Annotated in this window: 20 protein-coding genes and 1 tRNA gene; 4 read left to right on the forward strand and 17 right to left on the reverse strand. The window is 41.0% G+C overall.

What is annotated here, in order from left to right:
• Positions 1-48: 48 nt before the first annotated feature.
• From ftsZ to mraZ, 13 genes are all read right to left on the reverse strand, one after another.
• Positions 49-1,749, reverse strand: coding sequence for a cell division protein FtsZ (ftsZ, locus tag RYH73_RS24800; RefSeq protein WP_335316145.1), 1,701 nt, complete (start codon positions 1,747-1,749; stop codon positions 49-51).
• Between the two features lie 258 nt (positions 1,750-2,007).
• Positions 2,008-3,342, reverse strand: a complete 1,335-nt coding sequence (gene ftsA / locus RYH73_RS24805; RefSeq protein ID WP_335316146.1) for a cell division protein FtsA — start codon at positions 3,340-3,342, stop codon at positions 2,008-2,010.
• A 27-nt stretch (positions 3,343-3,369) separates the two neighbouring features.
• Complete coding sequence (locus RYH73_RS24810) at positions 3,370-4,179, reverse strand: cell division protein FtsQ/DivIB (protein WP_335316147.1); 810 nt, start codon at positions 4,177-4,179, stop codon at positions 3,370-3,372.
• The gene (gene murC / locus RYH73_RS24815; RefSeq protein WP_335316148.1) at positions 4,172-5,536 is read right to left on the reverse strand and encodes a UDP-N-acetylmuramate--L-alanine ligase; all 1,365 of its coding nucleotides are present in this window, start codon (positions 5,534-5,536) and stop codon (positions 4,172-4,174) included. Before murC ends, RYH73_RS24810 begins: the two co-directional genes overlap by 8 nt.
• Before the next feature lie 17 nt (positions 5,537-5,553).
• Entirely contained in the window at positions 5,554-6,669 is a 1,116-nt protein-coding gene (murG, locus tag RYH73_RS24820) for an undecaprenyldiphospho-muramoylpentapeptide beta-N-acetylglucosaminyltransferase (RefSeq protein WP_335316149.1), read from the reverse strand.
• A gap of 11 nt (positions 6,670-6,680) precedes the next feature.
• Positions 6,681-7,874 (reverse strand): FtsW/RodA/SpoVE family cell cycle protein, encoded by a 1,194-nt coding sequence (locus RYH73_RS24825; RefSeq protein WP_335316150.1) that lies wholly within the window; start codon positions 7,872-7,874, stop codon positions 6,681-6,683.
• Positions 7,875-7,904: 30 nt separating this feature from the next.
• Positions 7,905-9,278 (reverse strand): UDP-N-acetylmuramoyl-L-alanine--D-glutamate ligase, encoded by a 1,374-nt coding sequence (gene murD, locus RYH73_RS24830; RefSeq protein WP_335316151.1) that lies wholly within the window; start codon positions 9,276-9,278, stop codon positions 7,905-7,907.
• A gap of 7 nt (positions 9,279-9,285) precedes the next feature.
• Positions 9,286-10,530 carry a phospho-N-acetylmuramoyl-pentapeptide-transferase gene (gene mraY / locus RYH73_RS24835; RefSeq protein ID WP_335316152.1) on the reverse strand — a complete coding sequence of 415 codons (1,245 nt, stop codon included), beginning with the start codon at positions 10,528-10,530 and terminating at the stop codon, positions 9,286-9,288.
• Between the two features lie 26 nt (positions 10,531-10,556).
• On the reverse strand, positions 10,557-12,020 hold the full coding sequence (locus RYH73_RS24840; RefSeq protein WP_335316153.1) for a UDP-N-acetylmuramoyl-L-alanyl-D-glutamate--2,6-diaminopimelate ligase: 1,464 nt from the start codon (positions 12,018-12,020) through the stop codon (positions 10,557-10,559).
• Positions 12,017-14,098, reverse strand: a complete 2,082-nt coding sequence (locus tag RYH73_RS24845) for a penicillin-binding protein (RefSeq protein ID WP_335316154.1) — start codon at positions 14,096-14,098, stop codon at positions 12,017-12,019. Before RYH73_RS24845 ends, RYH73_RS24840 begins: the two co-directional genes overlap by 4 nt.
• The gene (locus RYH73_RS24850) at positions 14,099-14,512 is read right to left on the reverse strand and encodes an FtsL-like putative cell division protein (protein ID WP_335316155.1); all 414 of its coding nucleotides are present in this window, start codon (positions 14,510-14,512) and stop codon (positions 14,099-14,101) included. It lies immediately after the preceding gene.
• Positions 14,513-14,523: 11 nt separating this feature from the next.
• The gene (rsmH, locus tag RYH73_RS24855) at positions 14,524-15,435 is read right to left on the reverse strand and encodes a 16S rRNA (cytosine(1402)-N(4))-methyltransferase RsmH (RefSeq protein WP_335316156.1); all 912 of its coding nucleotides are present in this window, start codon (positions 15,433-15,435) and stop codon (positions 14,524-14,526) included.
• Positions 15,428-15,892, reverse strand: a complete 465-nt coding sequence (mraZ, locus tag RYH73_RS24860; RefSeq protein WP_335316157.1) for a division/cell wall cluster transcriptional repressor MraZ — start codon at positions 15,890-15,892, stop codon at positions 15,428-15,430. Before mraZ ends, rsmH begins: the two co-directional genes overlap by 8 nt.
• Positions 15,893-16,383: 491 nt before the next feature.
• Here mraZ and RYH73_RS24865 point away from each other — a divergent pair, with 491 nt between their 5' ends.
• Positions 16,384-16,614, forward strand: coding sequence for a BON domain-containing protein (locus RYH73_RS24865; protein WP_335316158.1), 231 nt, complete (start codon positions 16,384-16,386; stop codon positions 16,612-16,614).
• Positions 16,615-16,679: 65 nt separating this feature from the next.
• On the opposite strand, the gene RYH73_RS24870 is transcribed toward RYH73_RS24865, so the two are convergent.
• The 4 genes from RYH73_RS24870 to RYH73_RS24885 form a co-directional block, all read right to left on the reverse strand.
• Complete coding sequence (locus RYH73_RS24870; RefSeq protein WP_335316159.1) at positions 16,680-17,870, reverse strand: phosphoglycerate kinase; 1,191 nt, start codon at positions 17,868-17,870, stop codon at positions 16,680-16,682.
• Between the two features lie 201 nt (positions 17,871-18,071).
• Positions 18,072-18,509: a GNAT family N-acetyltransferase gene (locus tag RYH73_RS24875; RefSeq protein ID WP_335316160.1), complete on the reverse strand. Its 438-nt coding sequence runs from the start codon at positions 18,507-18,509 to the stop codon at positions 18,072-18,074.
• A gap of 20 nt (positions 18,510-18,529) precedes the next feature.
• Positions 18,530-19,534: a type I glyceraldehyde-3-phosphate dehydrogenase gene (gene gap, locus RYH73_RS24880; RefSeq protein ID WP_335316161.1), complete on the reverse strand. Its 1,005-nt coding sequence runs from the start codon at positions 19,532-19,534 to the stop codon at positions 18,530-18,532.
• Positions 19,535-19,825: 291 nt separating this feature from the next.
• Positions 19,826-20,653 (reverse strand): alpha/beta fold hydrolase, encoded by an 828-nt coding sequence (locus RYH73_RS24885; protein WP_335316162.1) that lies wholly within the window; start codon positions 20,651-20,653, stop codon positions 19,826-19,828.
• A gap of 231 nt (positions 20,654-20,884) precedes the next feature.
• On the opposite strand from RYH73_RS24885, the gene RYH73_RS24890 reads away from it, so the two are divergent.
• The 3 genes from RYH73_RS24890 (at position 20,885) to RYH73_RS24900 (ending at position 22,389) form a co-directional block, all read left to right on the forward strand.
• Positions 20,885-20,958: transfer RNA gene (locus RYH73_RS24890), tRNA-Arg, on the forward strand.
• 218 nt (positions 20,959-21,176) lie between these two features.
• On the forward strand, positions 21,177-21,548 hold the full coding sequence (locus tag RYH73_RS24895; protein ID WP_335316163.1) for a helix-turn-helix domain-containing protein: 372 nt from the start codon (positions 21,177-21,179) through the stop codon (positions 21,546-21,548).
• A gap of 85 nt (positions 21,549-21,633) precedes the next feature.
• A complete protein-coding gene (locus RYH73_RS24900; protein WP_335316164.1) occupies positions 21,634-22,389 on the forward strand; it encodes an SDR family oxidoreductase in 756 nt (251 codons plus the stop codon).
• Positions 22,390-22,668 lie beyond the last annotated feature (279 nt).

The raw sequence follows: 22,668 nt of genomic DNA on the forward strand, positions 1-22,668 counted from the left end.
AAGAGCGCATCGCTCTTTCTGGCCTTTTCTACTATTAGTTATAACAATTTAGTCGACATTGTCATGAAGAAAAGAATTGTTAGGTCTTATTTCAGTGATTCCGTCTTCGGAAGAAAGTGTAAATCTTGAAACCTGTGATTCGGAAGAATGAGGCACTTGGTCTAACGATCGTTGTTTTCTTCTATAAGCTGGTTCATTTTCTATTTCCTGCAGCCCGTTAGTAGAACGCAATTTCATACTTAGGTCTTTTAAACGCAGTATGCGCTCTTTCGTTTTTCTAAGCTGCTCTTCAATACTCTCATCCGATTTGTATTCATCAACCTGTTTGGTTACCGGATCACTTTCTGAATTTAAATTTTCTTTGGCAGGTTCAGAAACTGCGTAATTTGTTGCTTCAGGTTCGGAAACTTGCTGATTACTATCCGTTTCATTGGTAAAGAGAAATTCACTCTCTGAAACCTTTAGCTGATACTCATCGGCGGGTTTACTCTGTTCAGGTACGGGCTCCTCTTCAACTAATGTATGCCTAATAATTTCTTCCTTTTTTGGAGCAACCACCTTATTCTCCACTTGGTTTTGACCAGGTGGACGTCCAAAGCCGCTGAATAGATCAGCTTGGGGCATAGCTGTTGGCTGTACTTTGTCTTGTACAGGCTCTTCAACAGGCACTTTTTCTACGACCTCTTCTTTCGGCTTATTGATAATTTGATTTACCGGCCTCACCAAAGGCGCTTTCTCTTCCTCTAAAGGAATGGCTATACGTCGATTACTTTCTTCCTGCTTACGCTCCTCTGTGGTTTGAAAACCGGTGGCTATGATCGTAACTGACAAATCCTTGTCTAAAGATTCGTCTAAACAGTTACCCCAAATAATTTCCGCCGTAAAGCCTGCTCGTTCTTGAATATAATCGGTAATCACAGAAATCTCATCCATGGTAACCTCTTGTGTTCCGGAAGATATATTTAATAAAATATAACGGGCGCCTTCAATTTCACTATCCTTTAAAAGCGGTGATGCTAAAGCCCCTTCAACAGCCTTTTGCGAACGATCGTCACCACTTGCTTTCGCATTCCCCATGATAGCTACACCACTATCATTCATCACGGTACGAACATCTTTGAAGTCGACATTGATATAACCCGGAATAGTGATAATTTCTGCGATACCTTTTGCTGCTGTCGTTAAAATATCATCTGCTTTGGCAAAAGCAGAACTCATGGTTAAGTTACCAAATATCTCCCTTAATCGGTCATTTGATATGACAAGGTATGAATCGACATACTTTCTCAATTCCCCTAAGCCTTCCTCTGCTTGGCTCCTTCTCCTCTTTCCTTCAAAGGCAAAGGGAGTGGTAACGATTGCAACTGTCAGGATTCCCAGCTCTTTAGCAGCTTTTGCAATAACAGGGCTTGCTCCTGTACCTGTACCCCCTCCCATTCCGGCAGTAATAAACAACATTTTAGTATTTACACCTAACATGCGTTTTATATCGTCGATACTTTCGATTGCCGAATTCTCGCCCACATCGGGATCCGAACCGGCTCCCATTCCTTCTGTCAGGCTGGCGCCCAATTGAACCTTATTTGGTATAGGACTCAGCTCTAATGCTTGTGCATCGGTATTGCAAATTATAAAGTCCACACCGCTAATACCCTGTCTGTACATGTGGTTAACCGCATTGCCACCACCTCCGCCAACACCTATTACCTTTATAATAGATGATTGTTCTTTAAGCATTTCAAATTTCATACGTGTATAATTTGTTCCTTAAAGGCTCTATGAAATGTATTATTCCTGCTCCTTTTCAAATTTGTAAAGTATGTCGTGGCACCCCGTTTTTCCCTTTCTACACGTAAATACGCCCGTTTCATACTATCTTAATTTACTCTAAATGAGTGGTATCCTAATTCAACCTCTACACAACTTTCGCATTGTAATATTAATACTTTTTCCACAATTGTTTTCCACAATTGTTTATAATGTGGAAAAAAAGTCAAGTGTTGAAAACTATTTAATATAGTCCGTATCTTCAATTTTATTATCATCGCTGATATAGCGGATAATCTTATCTAAAAAGCCAAAAGTCCGTTTCCCTTCTTCCACGATCCCTTTAACGACTTGACTCTTTACAGGGTGTTCCACTTCATTATACTCCGCTGATTCGATCCCTTTGATCAGTAAACCAATACCCGTTGCGTAGAGCGGACTCTTCAGCTCATCGTACGTATTTTTAGGCAGCACTTCATTTTTAGACAAGTGCTCATTTGGCATACCAATGCGACATTCAAGACCCGTTACATATTCTACCAGCTGAACCAAATGCTTCAACTGGGCTCCTCCTCCGGTAATAACAATACCACCTATCAGTTTGCGTTCGTATCCGGACGACTTGATTTCATAGTAAACATGTTCTATAATCTCTTCCATGCGGGCCTGAATGATATAGGCTAAATTTTTTACAGAGATTTCCTTATGTTCCCGACCGCGTAAACCAGGTACACAGATTATTTCATTTTCCCGATTCTCCTCAGCCAGCGCAGATCCAAATCTAACCTTTAACAACTCAGCCTGGTTGCGGAGAACAGAGCATCCTTGTTTAATATCTTCTGTTACAATATTACCACCCAGTGGAATAACAGCTGTATGACGAATGATACCCTCATGGAAAATGGCCACATCGGTAGTTCCCCCTCCTATATCAACCAAAACGACACCTGCATCCTTTTCTTCCGGACTAAGCACCGCTTCAGAAGAAGCCAAAGGTTCCAGTATAAGTTCCTGCGCCTCTAAAGTAGCATATTCAACACAACGTTTAATATTCCTTACCGCACTCACGTGTCCTGAAATAATATGAAAATTAGCTTCCATACGACGCCCGGCCATTCCAATCGGATCTTTTATACCTGGTTCATTATCAATTGTGAACTCTTGAGGTAGCACATGTATAATCTCTTCGCCTGGGGGAAGAACCAATTTATACATATCCTCTACCAGTTTTTCTATATCCTTCCGGCCAATCTCGTTATCATCCTTTCTGGTTAGAATACCTCGATGTTGGAGGCTTTTAATATGTTGACCAGCAATACCAACATTCACAACTTTGATATCGACATTGGATTGTGCACTTGCTTCTTCTACAGCCTTTACAATACTTGTCACTGTTTTCTGAATATTTGCAACTACTCCACGGCTCACACCCAGCGATTCTGCTTTTCCAATACCCAATACTTCTATTTTATTGTGCCCGCTCCTTCGACCTACTGTTACGCAGATCTTTGTGGTACCAATATCTAGACCAACAACTATGGGAGCGTCCTTCGAGTTAGTAGTTCGTTTTTCCATGTCTAATACGTGTTAATATGCTGTTTACTATTTTTTTTCTTTTCGTATAATACTGTCTGCCTTCTCGCAAACGATTTGATTCGCAAATTTTAAGTTCACGGTCTTATAAGTTCCCCAACCCGCCTTCGGAATGATTTGTTTATAAAAGACCATGAGCCTATTAAACTTATCCGGTAGTGAGTCAGCATTACCCAAAATTATTTTCTGATTCCCTACCCTCGGCACAACTTCTATATCTTGTTCGTCGTTTACGTATAATTGTTCTATTTGACTGTTCCAAAGTGAATCACGTCCTAAAAAATCGGCTATCTTGCATAAACTCCGTACGAGACTTGTACCAACGGTATCACTTTTCCCATCAAAACGCTCCCCGACATTTCCATTCGCTACGATAATATGGGGTGCATACAACTTCGATGTCGGAAACTTCACCCCTTCTCTATCAATATAAAAATCATTCCCTACATTATTTATTACACGCACAACGGCTTCACGCTGTTCAATTTTAACATGCACCATGCCATCCATTTCCGTAAAAACTCGTACATCTCTAATAAAGGGGTTTTCTTTCAAGCTATTTTCCAACTCGTGTATTGGTACGTTCTTTAGGAGATGCCCTGTTAATGGTCCTCCGTTCTTTTCAACAATACCAAATACATCCTCCTGCGAGACAAAAGCCTGAGATCCCGGAACAATAATTTTAACCCCCTTACAAACCATTGCATTCTTTTTAGCATCAATAAACCCCATCAGCACAAAAAAACCGACCAGGCTCAACGTCCAGACGAACAAGTAAGTCACTCGACGCCAATTAATCGCTTTGATACTATTAAACATTGTTCAGTACCTCCTTTATCGGGTTTACTAATAAATCTATATCCCCCGCTCCTACCGTAAGCAATACCGCTGGGCGCTCTTTATCTATGTACGTCAACACCTCCGACGCGGATAGCTTATACTTATTTTTTAAATGCACTTTGCTCAACAGCCAGTCCGCGTCTACACCTACTATCGGTTGTTCTCTGGCAGGGTATATATCCATTAATATCAAAACGTCTGCCAAGCTTAATACTTCTGCAAATTCATCAATAAAATCGCGCGTACGTGTGAATAAATGAGGTTGAAAGATGCATGTAATTTCTTTCTTACCATATAATTCTTTCATTGCCGACAAACAGGCTCGTAACTCTTCCGGATGGTGCGCATAATCGTCCACATAAACAACGTCTTCTCGATTTACAATGTACTCGAATCGACGCTTGACTCCTTTAAATGATGCTAATGCAGACTTAATCAAGTCATCATCTATGTTTAACAATTTTGCCACCGTAATCGCCGCAACGGCATTTTCAATGTTATGTTTACCTGCAATTCCTAGCTTAATAGCTAAAATAGACTGCTTGTACCCTTTATAATCAAAATAAAAAGCTTCATTTTTTATTTCGATGTTGGTTGCATATGCACCCGTACTCTTCTCAAGACCGTAACGAATATCTGCGGGCAACTGTAAACCTTCTTTAACAATACGTTGACCATCCTTTGTTACTTGCCCCACAAAGAGGTGAAAAGATTCTAACACATGATTCGCATCCCCATATATATCAAGATGATCGGCATCTGTAGCGGTAACAATAGCAATATTGGGATGTAATGTAAGGAACGATCGATCAAACTCATCCGCTTCCACCACCAATAAATCAGAATCGGCAAGTAGCAAATTGGTATTATAGTTGGCTGCAATCCCCCCCAAAAAAGCGGAACAAGGACGATTACTGCTTGTCAAAATGTGTGCAATCATGCTGCTGGTTGTCGTCTTCCCGTGTGTACCCGCTACAGCAATCGTAAAATGCGCTTCACTTATTTTTCCTAATATTTCTGATCGCTTATATAAGCGATAACCCAAGTCTTGGAAAAAATTCACCAATCCTAGATCCTTTGGAACAGCTGGCGTATAAATTACCAAACTGTTGCTTGGATCTTCCACAAATTGTGGCGCGACCTGTTTAACATCGTCCTTATAAAAAATAGTAATCCCCTCACTTGCCAACTGCCTTGTCAAGAACGTTTCGGTTTTGTCATAACCATAAACATGCACTCCTCTATGATAGAAATAACGGCCGAGTGCACTCATACCAATACCGCCTATGCCGATAAGGAACACTTGTTTAATCGTTGTCAACACCGTAGATTCCATTTTTTATGCGTTCATGATTAGTATTTATCCTTAATTAGCTTCAACACTTCGTTTGCAATCACCTCGTCTGCATCCGTTTTTGCCAACTGTTTTATATTCGCCGACAATACTCTACGCTCGTCTCGATCCTTTACCAAGGTAATCGTCTCATCTATCAATGTTTCGCGCGCCTTCCCATCTTCTACCATAATTGCTGCATTCTTTTTAATCAATGCCAAGGCGTTTTTTGTTTGGTGGTCCTCTGCAACATTAGGTGACGGCACCAGAATGGCGGGTTTTCCAACCGCACATAGTTCCGCAATGGTTCCTGCCCCAGCTCGTGCAATTATTACATCAGCTGCCGCATAGGCCAGATCCATACGATGGAGAAATGGTTTCAAACAAACATCTTCCAATCCATCCTCTTTGAGCAAGTTTTGCAATTTCTCGTAATAGTAGCTCCCGCACTGCCATATGACTTGCAAATTGGCTTCATGTATTTTTTTCAAGCCTTCCAGCATACTTTCATTTAAGGTACGAGCACCTAAACTTCCTCCTGTTAGCAAGACAGTTTTCTTATCGTGATCTAAGCCTAACAATTCTTTCGCCTCAAACTCCTTTCCCTCCACATCTACTGCATCCTGCCGAATAGGATTCCCTGTAATCAGCAGTCTCTCGCGAGGGAAAAAGCGTTCCATCCCTTCAAAAGCTACACATATCTTCGACGCCTTTGCTCCCAATTTTTTATTCGTTATCCCCGCATAAGAATTCTGTTCTTGTATAAGATAAGGAATTCCCATCCGACCAGCCGCGTGCAATAGAGGTCCTGAAGCATATCCCCCTACACCAACAACTACATCGGGATGAAAATTTCGAATAACAGTTCGCGCACGTTGAATACTTTTCCACAATTTAAAAGGTAAGAGTATATTTTTAAGCAGCGACTGTCTATTGATACCTTGAATATCCAAGCCAATAATCTTATAACCTGCAGCAGGAACTTTATCCATCTCCATTCTACCATTAGCACCAACGAATAAAATTTCAATGGTTGGTTCCAGACGTTTCAAAGCGTTAGCGATAGCTATTGCGGGAAAAATATGTCCTCCCGTTCCGCCTCCACTAATAATCACTCGTTTTGTCGTGCTTTCCATATCTTTCAAGTTTAAGCCATTGCCGGAATCTCACCAACAATTACCTTATCGTTTGACTTCTTACCACCTACATCTTTTTCTCTCCCTTTTGATTTAAGCTCTTCAATATTCCGACTGACACTCAAAATAATTCCGAATGCTACACTTGTAAATAGAATGGATGTACCCCCCATACTTACCAAAGGTAAAGGCACTCCTGTTACTGGTCCGAGCCCCACAGCTACCGCCATATTTCCAAAAGCCTGAATCGTTAAACTGAAGCCCAGGCCAGCAGCCAGCAGAGCTCCAAAAGCCTTTGGACTCTGTGTAACGATACGTATACACCGATACATAAACACCAAATATAAGACGGCCAACACCACGCCACCTACGGCACCATATTCTTCAATGATAATCGCGAAGATAAAATCAGAATAGGGATGTGGCAGCATATTACGCTGGGTGCTATTTCCAGGACCTTTACCAAAAAGCCCTCCAGTCGCGATTGCAATCTTGGCCTGATTAGCCTGAAACTCTTTATCGGGGTCGGGCTCTCCCTTACCAAGAAAAGTCTCTACACGGGACACATACGTTTGTCGACGCGGTCCCAAAAGCACCACTAACGTCAAAAGAAATACGCCTGCTACACTCACATAAGCTATTTGCTTTATACTGATACGCCCAATTACAAGCAACAAAATGCTCACCGCAAAAAGCATGATCGCTGTTGACATATTTGCGATAGCAATCAGAATAATAACAACACAAACCGATCCCATAATGGGCATAAATGCCCGTTTTACATCTTTTATATTTTCCTGCTTACGCGTCAACATTCTAGCCAAAAAGGTTATTAATGCCAGCTTAGCCATATCAGATGTCTGAAAGGTTTGATTAATAACCGGTATGGTAACCCATCTGTTGGCATCATTCACCGAGTCAGTAAACAGCAGCGTATATAAAAGCAGCGGAATGGTAATGATCATCAAAATCTTGGATATCCCGGCATAGTATCGATAATCCAAAAGATGCGAAAAGTACATCAAAATAAGTCCGGCAAAAATGAGTGTAAAATGCTTAACCAAGTAAGTCTCTGTTCCTCGCCCTTCTTTGTAGGCTAAAGTACCTGTAGAGCTATAAACGGCCAACAAAGACCAAACGGATAACAATATGACAATTATCCAAATCCATTTATCTCCTTTTAGTTTATTAAATATACGCTCCATAACACTTTATTAATTGAGAACATCAGCTTTTCAAAGCTCACGCACAGCGGCTTTAAACTGATCCCCTCGGTCTTCGTAATTTTTAAAAAGATCAAAACTGGCACAGGCAGGTGATAAGAGTACAGTATCTCCCTTTTGTGCGATATGATAAGCAATCTGAACGGCCTCGCTCATTGTTTGTGTATTTACGATCACATCGGTGTCCGCCTCGAAAGCATTATGAATATTGCGGTTATCCTTGCCCAAGCAAACAATCCCCCGCACTTTACTTTGTACCAACTCGCGGAGCATACCATAATCGTTTCCCTTATCTACCCCTCCCATGATCAATACAATTTTTCCCGGTAGACTTTCCAAAGCATACCACACCGAATTCACGTTCGTAGCCTTTGAATCATTTATAAATTCTATTCCGGAAATTTTCGTCACATGCTCCAGACGATGCGGAATATTCACAAAGTCACCCATACTTTCCCGAATAGACTCGTTACGTAACTCCCAAACCTTGGCTACAATCCCGGAAGCCATATTATTGTAAACGTTGTGTTTTCCTTGTAATGCTAAATCGTTAATAGACATGATAAATCTTTCCTGGTTAGGTAATGTTATTACTATTTCTTTTACTTCGTTCAAATAAGCCCCGCATTGTATCTCCTCTGTTAAGCTAAAGGGATACCTCGTTGCTTCAATGTTCTTTTCTTTCAGCGCTTTGTTTATTTCCGGATCATCCTTGCAGTAAATAAAGATATCCTTGCTGCGCTGGTTTCTCGTTATTCTAAATTTCGAATTAACATAGTTCTCCATTTTGTAATCGTAACGATCCAGATGATCAGGCGTTATATTCAACAGCACGGCGACATCCGCCCGAAAATCATACATATCGTCCAACATGAAACTGCTGATTTCAATCACGTATACATCGTGCTGCTCTGTAGCCACTTGTAAAGCAAAGCTTTTCCCGATATTCCCCGCCAAACCAACGTCAATCCCGGCCTTTTGCAGTATATGATACGTCAATATAGTGGTCGTCGATTTACCATTTGAGCCGGTAATACAAATGGTTTTTGCATCCGTATAACGTGCCGCGAATTCAATCTCACCTATCACAGGAACTCCTTGTTTCTTCAAAGCTTGTACAAGCTCTGCTTTTTCAGGTATACCCGGGCTTTTAATCACTAAATCAGCTCTTAATATCTTCTCCTTTGAATGTTCTTTTTCCTCAAACGGAATGGCATGATCTCGTAACCGCGTTCTATAAATTTCTTTGATCTCCCCCCCATCAGACACAAATACATCAAAGCCCTGTTTCGCTCCTAAAACAGCAGCACCAAAGCCGCTTTCACCTGCTCCCAAAATCACCAGCAGTGGCTTTTTTTGATGTATATTATGCTCTATACTCTCCATTTCTTTCTTATCTCACCTTTAGCGTAACAATTGTAATGACAGCCAAAATGATTCCTACAATCCAGAATCGCGTAACGATTTTGGACTCATGATAGCCCTTTTTCTGATAATGATGGTGTAATGGAGACATCAGAAAAATCCGTCTTCCCTCCCCAAATTTCTTCTTGGTGTATTTAAAATACGACACCTGCATTATGACCGAAACAAGCTCGATAAGGAATATGCCGCACAGTACAGGTATGAGTAATTCCTTACGAATCATAATAGCAAAAGCGGCAATAATACCACCGATGGCCAAACTTCCCGTATCCCCCATAAAAACTTGGGCCGGGTAGGAATTGTACCACAAAAACCCTACACATGCACCCACAAAAGCGCCTGCAAAAACCACTAGCTCTCCCGAATTGGGGATATACATGATATTTAAGTAATCAGCGAAAATACTATTACCCGAAACATAGGCTAAAATAGCTAATGTAACGCCTATAATAGCCGAAATACCGGTGGCTAAACCATCAATTCCATCAGTAATATTAGCACCGTTCGATACGGCAGTAATGATAAACACGACAAAAATTAAAAACACAAAAAAAGCATACTTCCCATCCGGTACACCAAAAACGCTTAACACCTTTCCGTAATCAAACTCATTATTTTTATAAAAAGGAATATTTGTTTTTGTAGACTTAACTTCAACGTTGTAATAGCTTTTTGTACCGTCAAAGTTTTGCTGCATTTCAATATTTTCTCCTTTTATAGGCCCATTCACCTTCTGTCTTGTAACAATAGAAGGATGATCATGCATAGTCCAGGCAATAATAATTCCCAGTCCAACTTGTCCAACCACCTTAAACTTCCCTGCCAAGCCTTCTTTATTCTTTCTAAATACTTTGATATAATCATCAATAAAGCCAACAGTCCCCATCCAAATGGTAGCGATGATCATTAGAATAACATAAATATTCTCCAGTTTGGCGAACAACAGGGTTGGCAATAAAATACCGGCAATGATGATAAGCCCGCCCATCGTTGGAGTTCCTTGCTTTTGTGTTTCACCTTCCAAACCCAAGCTCCTTACGGTTTCGCCAACTTGTTTCTTACGCAACAATCCAATAAGTCGCCCTCCATAAACCGTAGTAATAATAAGGGATAATATAACGGTTAAACCAAAGCGAAAAGAGATATATTGAAATACTCCCGCACCTGGTAGGTTAAAATGATCATGTAGGTATGTAAACAAATAATACAGCATTCCCTTTCGTTATATTATCTAATTATTCAGTCTTTTATTTCCTTAAAAAGTTCCTTTAATACTGCCTTATCATCAAAAGGCCTTTTTTCTCCCATGACTTCTTGATACTTCTCATGTCCCTTCCCGGCTATCAGCACGATATCGGAAGATTGTGCCAAATGAACAGCCGCCTTGATAGCTTCGTAGCGATCTGTGATGGAAAACACGTTTCTCTTTTTGTCTACAGGAACCCCGGCTTCCATTTCGCGTATAATCTGTTGTGGATCTTCGCTTCTCGGATTATCTGAGGTTAAGATCACCTTATCGCTTAAATCTGCTGCCACCGCCGCCATTTCCGGCCGCTTCGTTTTATCCCTGTCGCCACCACATCCTAGCACCGTTATGATTTGCTCTTTGCCTTTTCGCAAATCGACAATAGTTCGCAACACATTTTCGACCGCATCCGACGTATGCGCATAGTCCACTACACCAACAATGCCATTAGCTGATAAAAGCGTATCAAACCTTCCTTCCGCACCAGTTAAACGGCTTAAAACGGTCAACACCCGTGTGGTGTCTTGCTCTAAAAGAATCGCTACACCATATGCAGCCAATAGATTATAGGCATTGAAAGCACCAACTAAACGGGTCCACACCTCACGCGTATCAATCTGCATTAACATACCGTTGAAATGGCTTTCGACAATTCTTCCTTTGAAGTCTGCAATATGCTTCAAACCATATGTTTTATGATAAGCCTCAGTATTTTGCAACATGACCTTTCCATTCCGATCATCGATGTTAACCAAAGCGAAAGCCGGTTTAGGTAATGCATCAAAAAAAGCTTTCTTAGCCCTTAAATAGGCATCAAATGTTTTATGAAAATCCAAATGGTCATGCGTCAAATTGGTAAAAACCCCACCTACAAATGATAAACCTGTAATCCGATGTTGCGCCACTGCATGTGAGCTAACTTCCATGAAACAATAATCACAGCCACCACTCACCATATTCCGCAAGAGTTCATTCAAACTTATCGGATCAGGGGTTGTATGTGTCGATTCAATGATATGCTCATTCACTTTGTTTTGCACCGTTGACAACAAGCCTACTCTAAACCCGAGCTCCCTAAATAATTTATAAAGCAAGGTGGCAACCGTTGTTTTTCCGTTTGTACCGGTTACCCCCACCAATTTCAATTTCTTCGAAGGATGATCATAGAAATTAGCCGCCATCAGACCCAGTGAAAAAGCCGCATCTTCTACTTCGATATAGGTAATATGCCCGCTTATATCCGTGGGTATTCGTTCACATACGACTACCTTAGCCCCGAGCGCCACTGCCTTATCAATGAAGGTATGACCATCAACAAGCGTCCCCTTTACAGCAAAAAATAAATCTCCTTCAACTACCTTACGAGAATCAAAACACAATGCATGGACAGCCACATCGCTGCTACCTATAGCCTGTTTTATAGACACTCCCTCTAATATTTTAGATAGTGAAATCATTCTAATTCAATTGTAATCGCTCCCCCCTTACTAACTAATTCTCCAGGGTCGATAGATTGTTTGATCACTCTGCCTTTTCCCTTCACAAAGGTTTTTACACCTATATTCCCCAATAGATACATGGCATCTTTAAGCCCCATCCCCTTCAAATCCGGAATCTTGCCCTCCGGTAAATGATCATCTGACAGCAATACTTTCGCTGTATCCTGCTTTAAGTATTGCGTTGATTTTAATCCCAATGCGCCAAAAACATATTGACTGTCTTTCTGAAAACCATATTTGATTGGCGGTGCGGCAGGTACAGAAACCATTTGCAACTTTTTAAAGTCATGATACATCCGACTATCGCCGGCATATACCTTTTCCGCAATTTCCTTAAAAACAGGTGCTGCGATGGTTGTTGCATAATAACCTCCCTTCCGTGGATTCTGCACCACAACAATCATCGAATATTTTGGATTATCTGCCGGAAAATAACCAGCGAAAGAGCCTTGGTACCTTCGTTTAGTTTTATATCCTGCTGCCCCATCGGCCATTTGAGCCGTCCCTGTTTTACCCGCCATTTTAAAAAGAGAATTTTTCAACTGCTTGGCGGTACCCTCTTCGACAACCCCCTCCAACATTCCCTTCATTTTAGCAATCGTTTGGTCGGAAACGACCTTCTCATTGATCACCCTCGCTTCAAAGCGCTCCACTGTATTGCCCAAACGCCGAATCTCTTTTACAAAAAGTGGTGCGATCATTTTTCCGTTATTCGCAACAGCATTGTATAAAGTAAGCATTTGTAGGGGTGTCACCTTTAACTCATAACCATAAGCCATCTGCGGCAGTGTCAACCCACTCCACGATTTGCTTTTAGGAGTTTTGATCAAGGGTTGCCCCTCTCCCGGTATTTGCAAACCAAGCGGTTCATTCAGATGCATGGCATAAAGTCGATCTGTAAAAGCAGAAGGATTATCTTTATAATATTTGTAGATCAGCTTTGTCACTGCGGTATTTGAAGAAACCTCAAAAGCACGCTTTACCGAAATTTTGCCGTCTCCTTTATGCGAATCTCTGATCGTATGTCGATAAACCCTAAAGGTTCCATCTTCTGTATCCACGATATCGCTTGTATCCACTTTACCGTCTTCAATTGCTGCCATATAAGACGCAAGTTTGAACGTTGAACCAGGTTCTGAACTTTGTGCAATGGCATAGTTAAATTTCTCCTTATAAACCCCTTCTTCAACCCGGGTGAAATTCGCCACTGCCCGCACCTCCCCTGTTGTCACTTCCATCAGAATGACACAGCCATTATCCGCATCACTGGCAATAAGCTGCTTTTCAAGTGCCTTTTGCGCAATGTCCTGCATATTGATATCGATTGTGGATATAATATCAGCACCGTCTGTAGGGGACACTTCCGTATCTTCATTGATAGGCATCCAGCTTCCGCCGGCAATACGCTGAACCAGTCGACTTCCACTAACACCATCCATAAATTCGGCATATGCACCTTCCAAACCAACTGGCTGTACATTATCATTTTTGTACCCGATTGTTCGGGCTGCTAAGGTTTTAAACGGCAAAATCCTCTTGTTCTTCTGCTCAGCAATAAGCCCTCCCTTATACTTGCCCAATTTAAATATGGGAAATGCACGCACCGCCTTCATTTCCTGAAAGCTTACATTTCTTTTCACCAAAAAGTAGCGATTTTTGTCCTTTCTGGCTTTGCGCAATAAACGGCGATACTGCTCAACCGATTTATCCTGAAAAAAAGAGGCTAAGCGCGCTGCCAGCGAATCAACCTTGGCATAAAAGACATCATCTTCCAAGATACCGGGAGCCATCATATCCATGCGCACATCGTACTCCGGTACTGATGTAGCCAACAGACTGCCATCTACAGAAAAAATATTCCCCCGAGTGGCTTCTATTGTTTGATAACGGGTGGACAAACTATCTGCCATGGCTTGCCAACGGGCTCCTTGCACAACCTGTAGGCTGAACATTTTATACAGCACAGCTACAGCAAAGAGTACCATAAGCCCAAAGGAGAGGTACACGCGTAACAATATATCTGTTCTAATATTCATTTACTTACCTGCTATATTTTCTTGTCCTATAACAATTTTCTTTGGTGGCTCAACCAAGGCTTTCAACCCAATGGTATCAACTTTCCGCGCCACTTCACCCTGTGTGCTCTTAAGCATAAGATCGGCTTTCAGCGATTTATATTCCCAGCTTAAATACTTTACTTCTTTCGAAAGTGTGTCAATTTCACGAACGCTATCCTCCGCAAAATGCCTGTTTGCGATATATACGATAGCCAAAAAAGCCAAATAGCCGATAAATGGGACCGCCGCCACAGCGCTTGCCGCGGAAAAACCTTTAGCGGTCAATAGTGATTTCAAAAAGTCCTTTGACTCATCAGCTTTCGCTTCTACATCATCCTGCAAGGCTTCCTGTTGCTCCTCACTTAATCCACCATTTTTATATCTGTTCAACATACCTTTGACTGTTAACTGTCTATTTTTTCCGCTATTCTCAGTTTAGCACTTCTAGCCCGATTATTTCGCTTAATCTCATCCTCCGAGGCCGTAATCGCTTTACGACTTATTAGCTTAAAGGGTTTTATTTCATTTCCATAAAAGTCTTTATCAACCTCTCCCTTAAATTTACCTTTTGCCATGAAATTCTTAACCAAACGATCTTCGAGCGAATGATAAGACATTACGACCAACCTCCCTCCGGGCTTTAAGACCGCTTGCGCTTGTGTCAAAAATTCTTGCAAAGCTTCTAATTCTCTATTTACCTCTATGCGCAATGCCTGAAAGAGTTGCGCATAATACTTATTCTCTTTCCCTCGCGGCACCAGTTTTGATACTGCAGCCTTCAAGTCTGACACCGTACTTATAGGCTTCGTTAATCGGCTTGTCACGATTACTTTTGCCAAGCTTTTCGCATTTTGAACCTCTCCGTACATCCCGAACACACGGTGCAAATCTTCTTCCGAATATGAATTCAAAACACCTTTTGCATCTAAATCACTCACCTGATCCATTCGCATATCCAGATCTGCATCAAAGCGGATCGAGAACCCCCTTTCTGCTTCATCAAATTGATGTGAGGACACCCCTAAATCCGCTAAAATCCCATCAACCTGCTTAAGTCCCTGCAAACGCAAATTATTTTTTAAATACCTAAAGTTCTGATGGATCAACGTAAATCGCTCATCTGCCAATGTATTATTCAATGCATCCGGATCCTGATCAAAAGCAACGAGTTTAGCCTCTTTATCCAAAAGCTGAAGAATAGCCTTCGAATGCCCGCCGCCACCAAATGTAACATCCACATAAACACCGTCGGGCTTGATGGCAAGCGCCTCGATACATTCCTGCAACATAACCGGTATATGGTAAGCATTATCCATCCAGTCTTCTATTTAAATTCCCCATCACCTCTTCTGCCAAAGCAGCAAAATCATCTCCTTCATCATCCCATTGCGCATCATACGTATCTTTTGACCACACTTCAATCTTATTAAACTGACTCGCCAACACCACTTCTCCCCCAATTCCCGCATACTCAAGCAAAGGTTTGGGCACCAACACACGGTTGGCGGCATCCAAGGTAAGTTCGGTAGCACCACGCATAAACTTTCTCACAAACTCCCTCGTCTTGCGTTCAAACGTATTTAGTTTACTCAATTCCTCCATAATACGATCCCACTCCCTTCTTGGATAGATTACCAGATGAGCTTCCAAACCCCGGTTTACAACAAGCCCTTCCCGCTCCACCTCAGGCATTTGCTTCTTGAGGCCGGCAGGTAATACCATTCTTCCTTTGGTATCGAGCTTGCATTCAAATTCTCCGAGAAAATGAGCCATCTATACAGTTTATCCAAATAATCAAATGTAAAATTAGATAAATCTTCCACTTTCTCCCACTTTCTCCCACAAAAAAGTTTTCCACAGGTATTTTCTCCCACCCAACTCCATTTTCTTTTAATTTCCCATCAAAAGAACTTGCTGCAAAACTTCCTCCTAAAACGCTTTAAATCCTTTTTTTCGATCTAGGTCCTGCCCCCTTGACGAAGAAATAAAAAAAGAATGCGGCCAAAAAAAAGGAGATGGATAAATCGAAATATTGTAACATTGATATATTATTCCTAAATTTATAATAGATTAAACAACTGAGGAGCAACAGTTTAAAACATTATACAATTCAAATTGTATTAGAGAAAACCGCGGTTATAAAGAGCGGCCAATTATAATTTTAGAATCAAATTTTAGCAGTCATGAACTCCAAACGGTTATTCGTACTACCTATTATAGTAATAGGTGTATGCTTCTGGTTCGTATCTTGTAGTTCAAAATCATTGAAAGATCAGCGAGCTCAACAAGAAATCGAATATGTTTTAGAACCAGGAACACAAGTTGTCGTATCAGAAGGTGTTGCGACTTTTACCGGTACCTTTCCGGACGAGGAAAGTATGAAAGAAGCAGAACAGACGGCAAGAAGCATTAAAGGTGTCAAATCGGTGGTTAATAAGGCAAGTATCGCGCACAAAGTGCAAACGGCAGTAGATTCGAATGTGCCGGCCAAGTGACATCGGCATTAAAAAAAGAAGGGAGGGCTTTTAGGCCCTCCCTTCTTTTTTATGCGCGCTATGAATTAATCGTTAACGGCCTTTACGCCCGGCAACTCCTTTCCTTCCATATACTCCAATAAAGCCCCTCCGCCTGTACTAACATAACTTACATCCTCCGTTAAATTAAATTTGGTAACAGCTGCAGCAGAATCTCCTCCACCTATTAAGGAAAAAGCACCTGCCTTCGTTGCTTCTACAACCGCATCAGCTACAGCTTTTGTTCCTTTCGCAAAGGTATCCATTTCAAAAACACCCATCGGTCCATTCCATAAAATAGTTTTGGAAGATTTAATAACATCCGCAAAGGTTTTTGCGGATTCTGCACCAATATCTAATCCCATTTTGTCCGCCGGTATCTGATCATTTGGCCCATCGTAAACAACCGCATCATTAGCAAATTTATCGGCAATCTGTGAATCCGTGGGTAAAATCAGCTGAACTCCTTTTTCTTTTGCCTTCTCCACCAAACTATTAGCCAAATCAAGTTTATCCAGCTCAACCAGTGATTGGCCAATCTCGCCTCCCTTTGCTTTCACAAATGTATAAGCCATCCCACCTCCAATAATCAAGTTATCAACCTTAGAAAGCAAAGCCTCGATCAATTCTAACTTATCAGAAACTTTTGCCCCACCCATAATAGCGGTAAATGGCCTTTGCGGATTGTTCAATACTTTTTCAGCATTCTGCAACTCCGCAGCCATCAAATAACCAAAATATTTTGCCTGCGGGAAAAACTTCGCGATCACAGCTGTTGATGCATGTGCTCTATGCGCTGTACCAAATGCATCATTTACGTATACATCACCCAATGTAGCTAATTTTTCCGCAAAAGCCTCATCTCCTTTTTCCTCTTCTTTATAAAAACGTAAGTTCTCAAGCAGCAGCACTTCACCATCTTTTAAATTCTTCGCTTTATCAATTGCTTCTTGGCCAATACAATCATTGGCAAAGGCTACCTGAACACCTAGCTCTTTGGAAAGATGATTCACGATATGTTTTAAGGAAAACTTGTCCGTTGGCCCATCTTTTGGGCGCCCAAGATGAGACATTAAGATCACGGCACCACCATCTTTTAAAATCTTTTCAATCGTTGGTTTCGCCCCTTTTATACGATTATCATCCGTGATATTAAAATTTTCATCGAATGGTACATTAAAATCCACTCGCACTAATGCCTTCTTTCCGGAAAAATTAAAATCTTCAATAGTCTTCATTTGAATAATTATTAATATGTTGTTCGCGTTGTTAAGTCATTCATAAATCGGTTCAGCACACTTGATTTATTACGAAGTCTCTTGTTCAAGCCGATCAAAAGCAGCACCTTCGTCTAACCGTATCGCCCCTCACGACCGCAGCAAACATAGAGAAAAATGCTTGCTTCTGCAATAAAGGAACTACACAGAAAGCACGAACTACTACAGATTTAAACACATCGTTTTATGCGGTCCTATCTCCGGGACATCAAAAGCCTCCGACACAAATTCAAAACCTATACTTTGATAAAAAGAGAACGCGACTTGTCGTGCATTGCACCAAACGTAAGTTACCTCCTCCTGCTTAAGATAGTTTATCAATTGAGTTACCAATTGTTTCCCCAAACCCTTCCTTTGATAACCGGGATGCGTGGCCATTCCCCTTAACTGGAAACCATAACCATCTTTATCCTGAAAAGCCTGAGGAAATGCAGTAAGAACACATTTTGGTTGATCATCGCGATCATCGATAACTCCCATATGAATTGTTTCCGGTCGAGAATCTTCCGGAAAAACACAAAACTCATTCGGCTTCCCGTCTCGCAACACCAAACTCCTTAACGGAAGCACTTCTTCCTTCGGTATAAATTTTACGGTCATAATACATATTCCATAGGTAATTAGAAAATCTGATTCGATTTTAATTTAAGTAACAGATCGATCAAGCGATTTGAATAACCAAACTCATTGTCATACCAGCCCACAACTTTTATCAATCCGCCAACAACAGACGTTAGTTGCGCGTCGAAAACACAGGAAAAAGGCGAATTGACAATATCAATTGAAACAATCGGATCTTCCGTATACTGGAGAATCCCTTTTAAATCATTTTCAGCAGCAAAGGCAAAAGCTTTATTGATTTCCGATACGGAAGGTTTTTTCTCCAGTATACACGTAAAGTCGGTCAAAGAACCATTCAATACAGGTACGCGAATCCCGGCACCCCCCAATTTTCCATCCAAGTGCGGAAAAACATTTGTAACCGCCTTTGCCGCTCCTGTTGTCGTCGGTATAATAGACGATGAAGCAGCCCTTGCTCTCCTTAAGTCTTTATGTGGCGCATCATGCAAATTCTGGTCTCCTGTCATGGAGTGAACGGTCGTAATATAGCCGTCGATAATTGTCCAATGAGCATCCAATACTTTAATAAGTGGAGCTACATTATTTGTGGTACAGGAAGCGTTAGATAAAATAGAGGCATTCCAGTTAATGATTTCATCATTTACACCCAACACGATTGTTGGCACTTCTTTATCAGGAGATGGCGCTGAGATCAACACCTTTTTTGCCCCTGCGTTCAAATGTTCGGTAACTGCATCCTTCGTTGTAAACTTCCCTGTGCTCTCTACAACTACGTCAATATTAAGGGTAGCCCAGGGCAACTCCCGCGGAGTACGTTCATTGACAATGCGTATAGGTTTATCATTGATCACTAAATAATTGTCCTGGACAGTAACAAGACCATCAAAAGGCCCATGTACGGAATCATATTTAAACAAATGCGCAAGCGTTTCCACATTGGCCAAATCATTAACAGCTACCACGTCGACCGCTTCATTTCTTTGTATTATATTCCGTAAAGTATTCCGACCGATACGTCCAAAACCATTAATAGCAACCCTCATTCGTTTAATATATTAGGAATAGGCAAAATGAATCCACCTACGTAATCAAAACAAATCTATAGTTTTTTGTGTTAATTCAACATAAATATTATCTTGAACAATCCATCTCATGCAAAAACAGAATAAAAATAAATATGAACCGGTAGATTCCGAACAATCCGTACCGGAAGACAACAAAGTGGTCAAAAAGAAAAGCGATAAGCAATATAAAAGAGAATCAGCTAACCTTAAAAGTCCAGCCGAAAGGAAGGCGTTCAGTGAACAACCTCCCACAAGGCACAACACGCATAATTAAGTAAGCTTAGCCAAATATTGCCATAGCGCTTGATTAAATAATGCAGGCGCCTCCAAATTAGGAAGGTGTCCGCTTTGTTCAATCTCCACTAATTCAGCATATTTTATATTATCCAACAGATTATCCGCTTGTGCCGGAGTCATCAGCTTGTCTTCCTTCCCCCTTACAATCAAACAAGGAAAAGAAATCGTACTTAAACTTTCCGTTGTATCCGTTCGGGAGGCTAAAGCCAATAAGGTTGCACAAATACTTCTAATTTCATTCCTACGAATGCTGCTACGAATCAAGTCCACCTCTTCAAACCGGGTTTGCAAACTAGTTTCAGAAAAAACATTTCTCACAAAACCAATAGCAAAAGTTCGTCTGCCATATTTTAGCACAGATTGGATGGAATCAAACCGTTTAATTTTAGCTTCGTTTGAATCAGCTTGCGCATTGGTATCGGCCAGCACCATCCCCTTAAAGAGTAAAGGAGTCAATTGGTGCGCCCTCAATGCAATGTAACCGCCCATTGAAATTCCGCACAACACGACGCCGTCCAATCCCAATTTGGCTATAAAAGCAATTAAATCTTGCGCAAATACATCAATGCTAAAATATCCGTGCCCACTGGTACTCCTACCATGTCCTCGCACATCAATGGCAATGCCCCGAATTCCCTCAGGAAGCTCTTCAAGTTGATATTTCCACATATTTTTATTAAAGGGAAAGCCATGGATAAAAATAACTGTCTTGTCACAACGAATAGGTTCCTTCAGCAGATAGGAGATACTAATATCGCCAACTCGTATTTTTTTTCTTTGTAATGGAAAGTGATAATTCATGTTTTATATAAACCTCAAAGCTAAAAATAAGTTTTACCAATTCTTGCATTTTCACTGCCTATCTTAGATCAAGATTCATCGCTATTCGCTACACGTATCAACAAAAAGTTTGCACCTTTTTAACCACATAATCAACACATTAGTATAAAAACCATTTTTTTCAAGCTTTTTTTACCTAAATATTTTTGGAATTTTGCCAATCGTTCATATCTTTGCATTCCAATTCGGAACGCACTTGTAGCTTAACTGGATAGAGCACCTGACTACGGATCAGGAGGTTAGGGGTTCGACTCCCTTCAAGTGCACATAAAAAAGCGAGCTGTACTAAACACATAGCTCGCTTTTTCTTTGCCAAGGAATGCACCTTCCCTCTTCAACTCATTTCGTTGATGAAGCAACCGTTAAAACATCAACAAATAATGCAGTATATAAGCCCTTTTTGGGTGTTACAGAATTATTTTTTACCTTGCAGTTAAGGCTAGAACAATCCAACTGATTTATCAAAACCGTTAATCAGCGCACCATGGAAAACACAAAACTGCTTAGCAGAAGTGAAGAAATAACAGAACAATACTTTCTTTTATTAGACAAGCATCTGCTTGATGTCGTTGAACAACGAGCCACAGAAATGATGTCGCTGAAACAAATCGCTGAAACACTTTTTGTCTCCCATCAACACCTAACCGATACAATACAAAAAACGATGGGACAACATCCCTGCCATTTTTACGACCTTAAAATAATCGATTGGGCAAAAACACTGTTATTAGATCCCAAACGTTCGGTTAGAGAAATCGCGTTTCTCCTCACGTACGATCCTTCAAATTTCTCAAAATTCTTTAAAAAAATGACAGGGAAAACACCCGGGGAGTTCAGAAAAACTTCGTCCAGGTAAAATAAAAATCCGAAAAGTTCACCATAATAATCACAAGGATAGTCGGATTTTTGTTTCAATTTATAAACAAAAAAATAAAAACGCTATGGCACGAAATGATTTGAACGGAAAAGTAGTCCTCATTGCCGGAGGAGGCAAAAACCTGGGCGGCTTACTCAGCAGAAATATCGCAGCAAAAGGCGCAAAGCTCGCCATCCATTATAATAGCGAACATACAAAGTCGGAAGCGGAACAAACACTTGCCGATGTAAATAAGCTAGGAGCTGAAGCCTTTCTTTTTCAAGCAGACTTAACCAAAGTCGAGCATATCAAAAAGCTATTCGATGAAACAAAAAGCCGTTATGGCGGAATCGACATAGCGATTAACACGGTAGGGCGTGTGCTAAAAAAGCCATTTGCAGAAACTACCGAAGAGGAATACGACAGCATGTTCGACATCAATTCAAAGGTAGCTTACTTTTTCTTGCAAGAAGCAGGCAAACAACTCAATGATAACGGGAAAATTTGTACGATCGTGACCTCTTTACTTGCAGCTTATACCGGTTATTACTCAACTTATGCCGGCGCAAAGGCCCCGGTAGAAGATTTTACGCGATCAGCATCTAAAGAATTTGGCCCGCGGGGCATATCAGTTACTGCGGTTGCCCCGGGCCCAATGGATACGCCTTTCTTTTACGGGCAAGAAAGTGATGAAGCAGTAGCATACCATAAATCGGCCTCTGCACTGGGTGGACTAACGGATATTAAGGATATAGCACCCTTGGTTGAATTTTTGGTTACCGATGGCTGGTGGATTACCGGGCAAACCATCTTTGCTAATGGTGGTTATACCACTCGTTAGTGCTTGGATTTCGTATAAAAGCATGCTTCGTCCATCGCTATAATAGCGATGGACGAAGCATGCTTTTCATCGTGAGATCCCCTTCTCGCGATCACTTCGTAAAGGTAACCGTAGTTGAGTGGCTATTCTTTCATTCTCTTATACAAAAAATAAAAAATAAGCCTTACCTTTGCGACCGTTCTTTTTTACGAAAGAATGGTTAACAGAAGCACAATAATGGTCAAATTCTTTAACGAAACCCCTTATTTGTTTCAACAATTAACAACGTACAATATCTTT

The sequence above is a fragment of the Olivibacter sp. CPCC 100613 genome (genome assembly GCF_036959255.1).
Classification (GTDB): Bacteria; Bacteroidota; Bacteroidia; order Sphingobacteriales; family Sphingobacteriaceae; genus Olivibacter.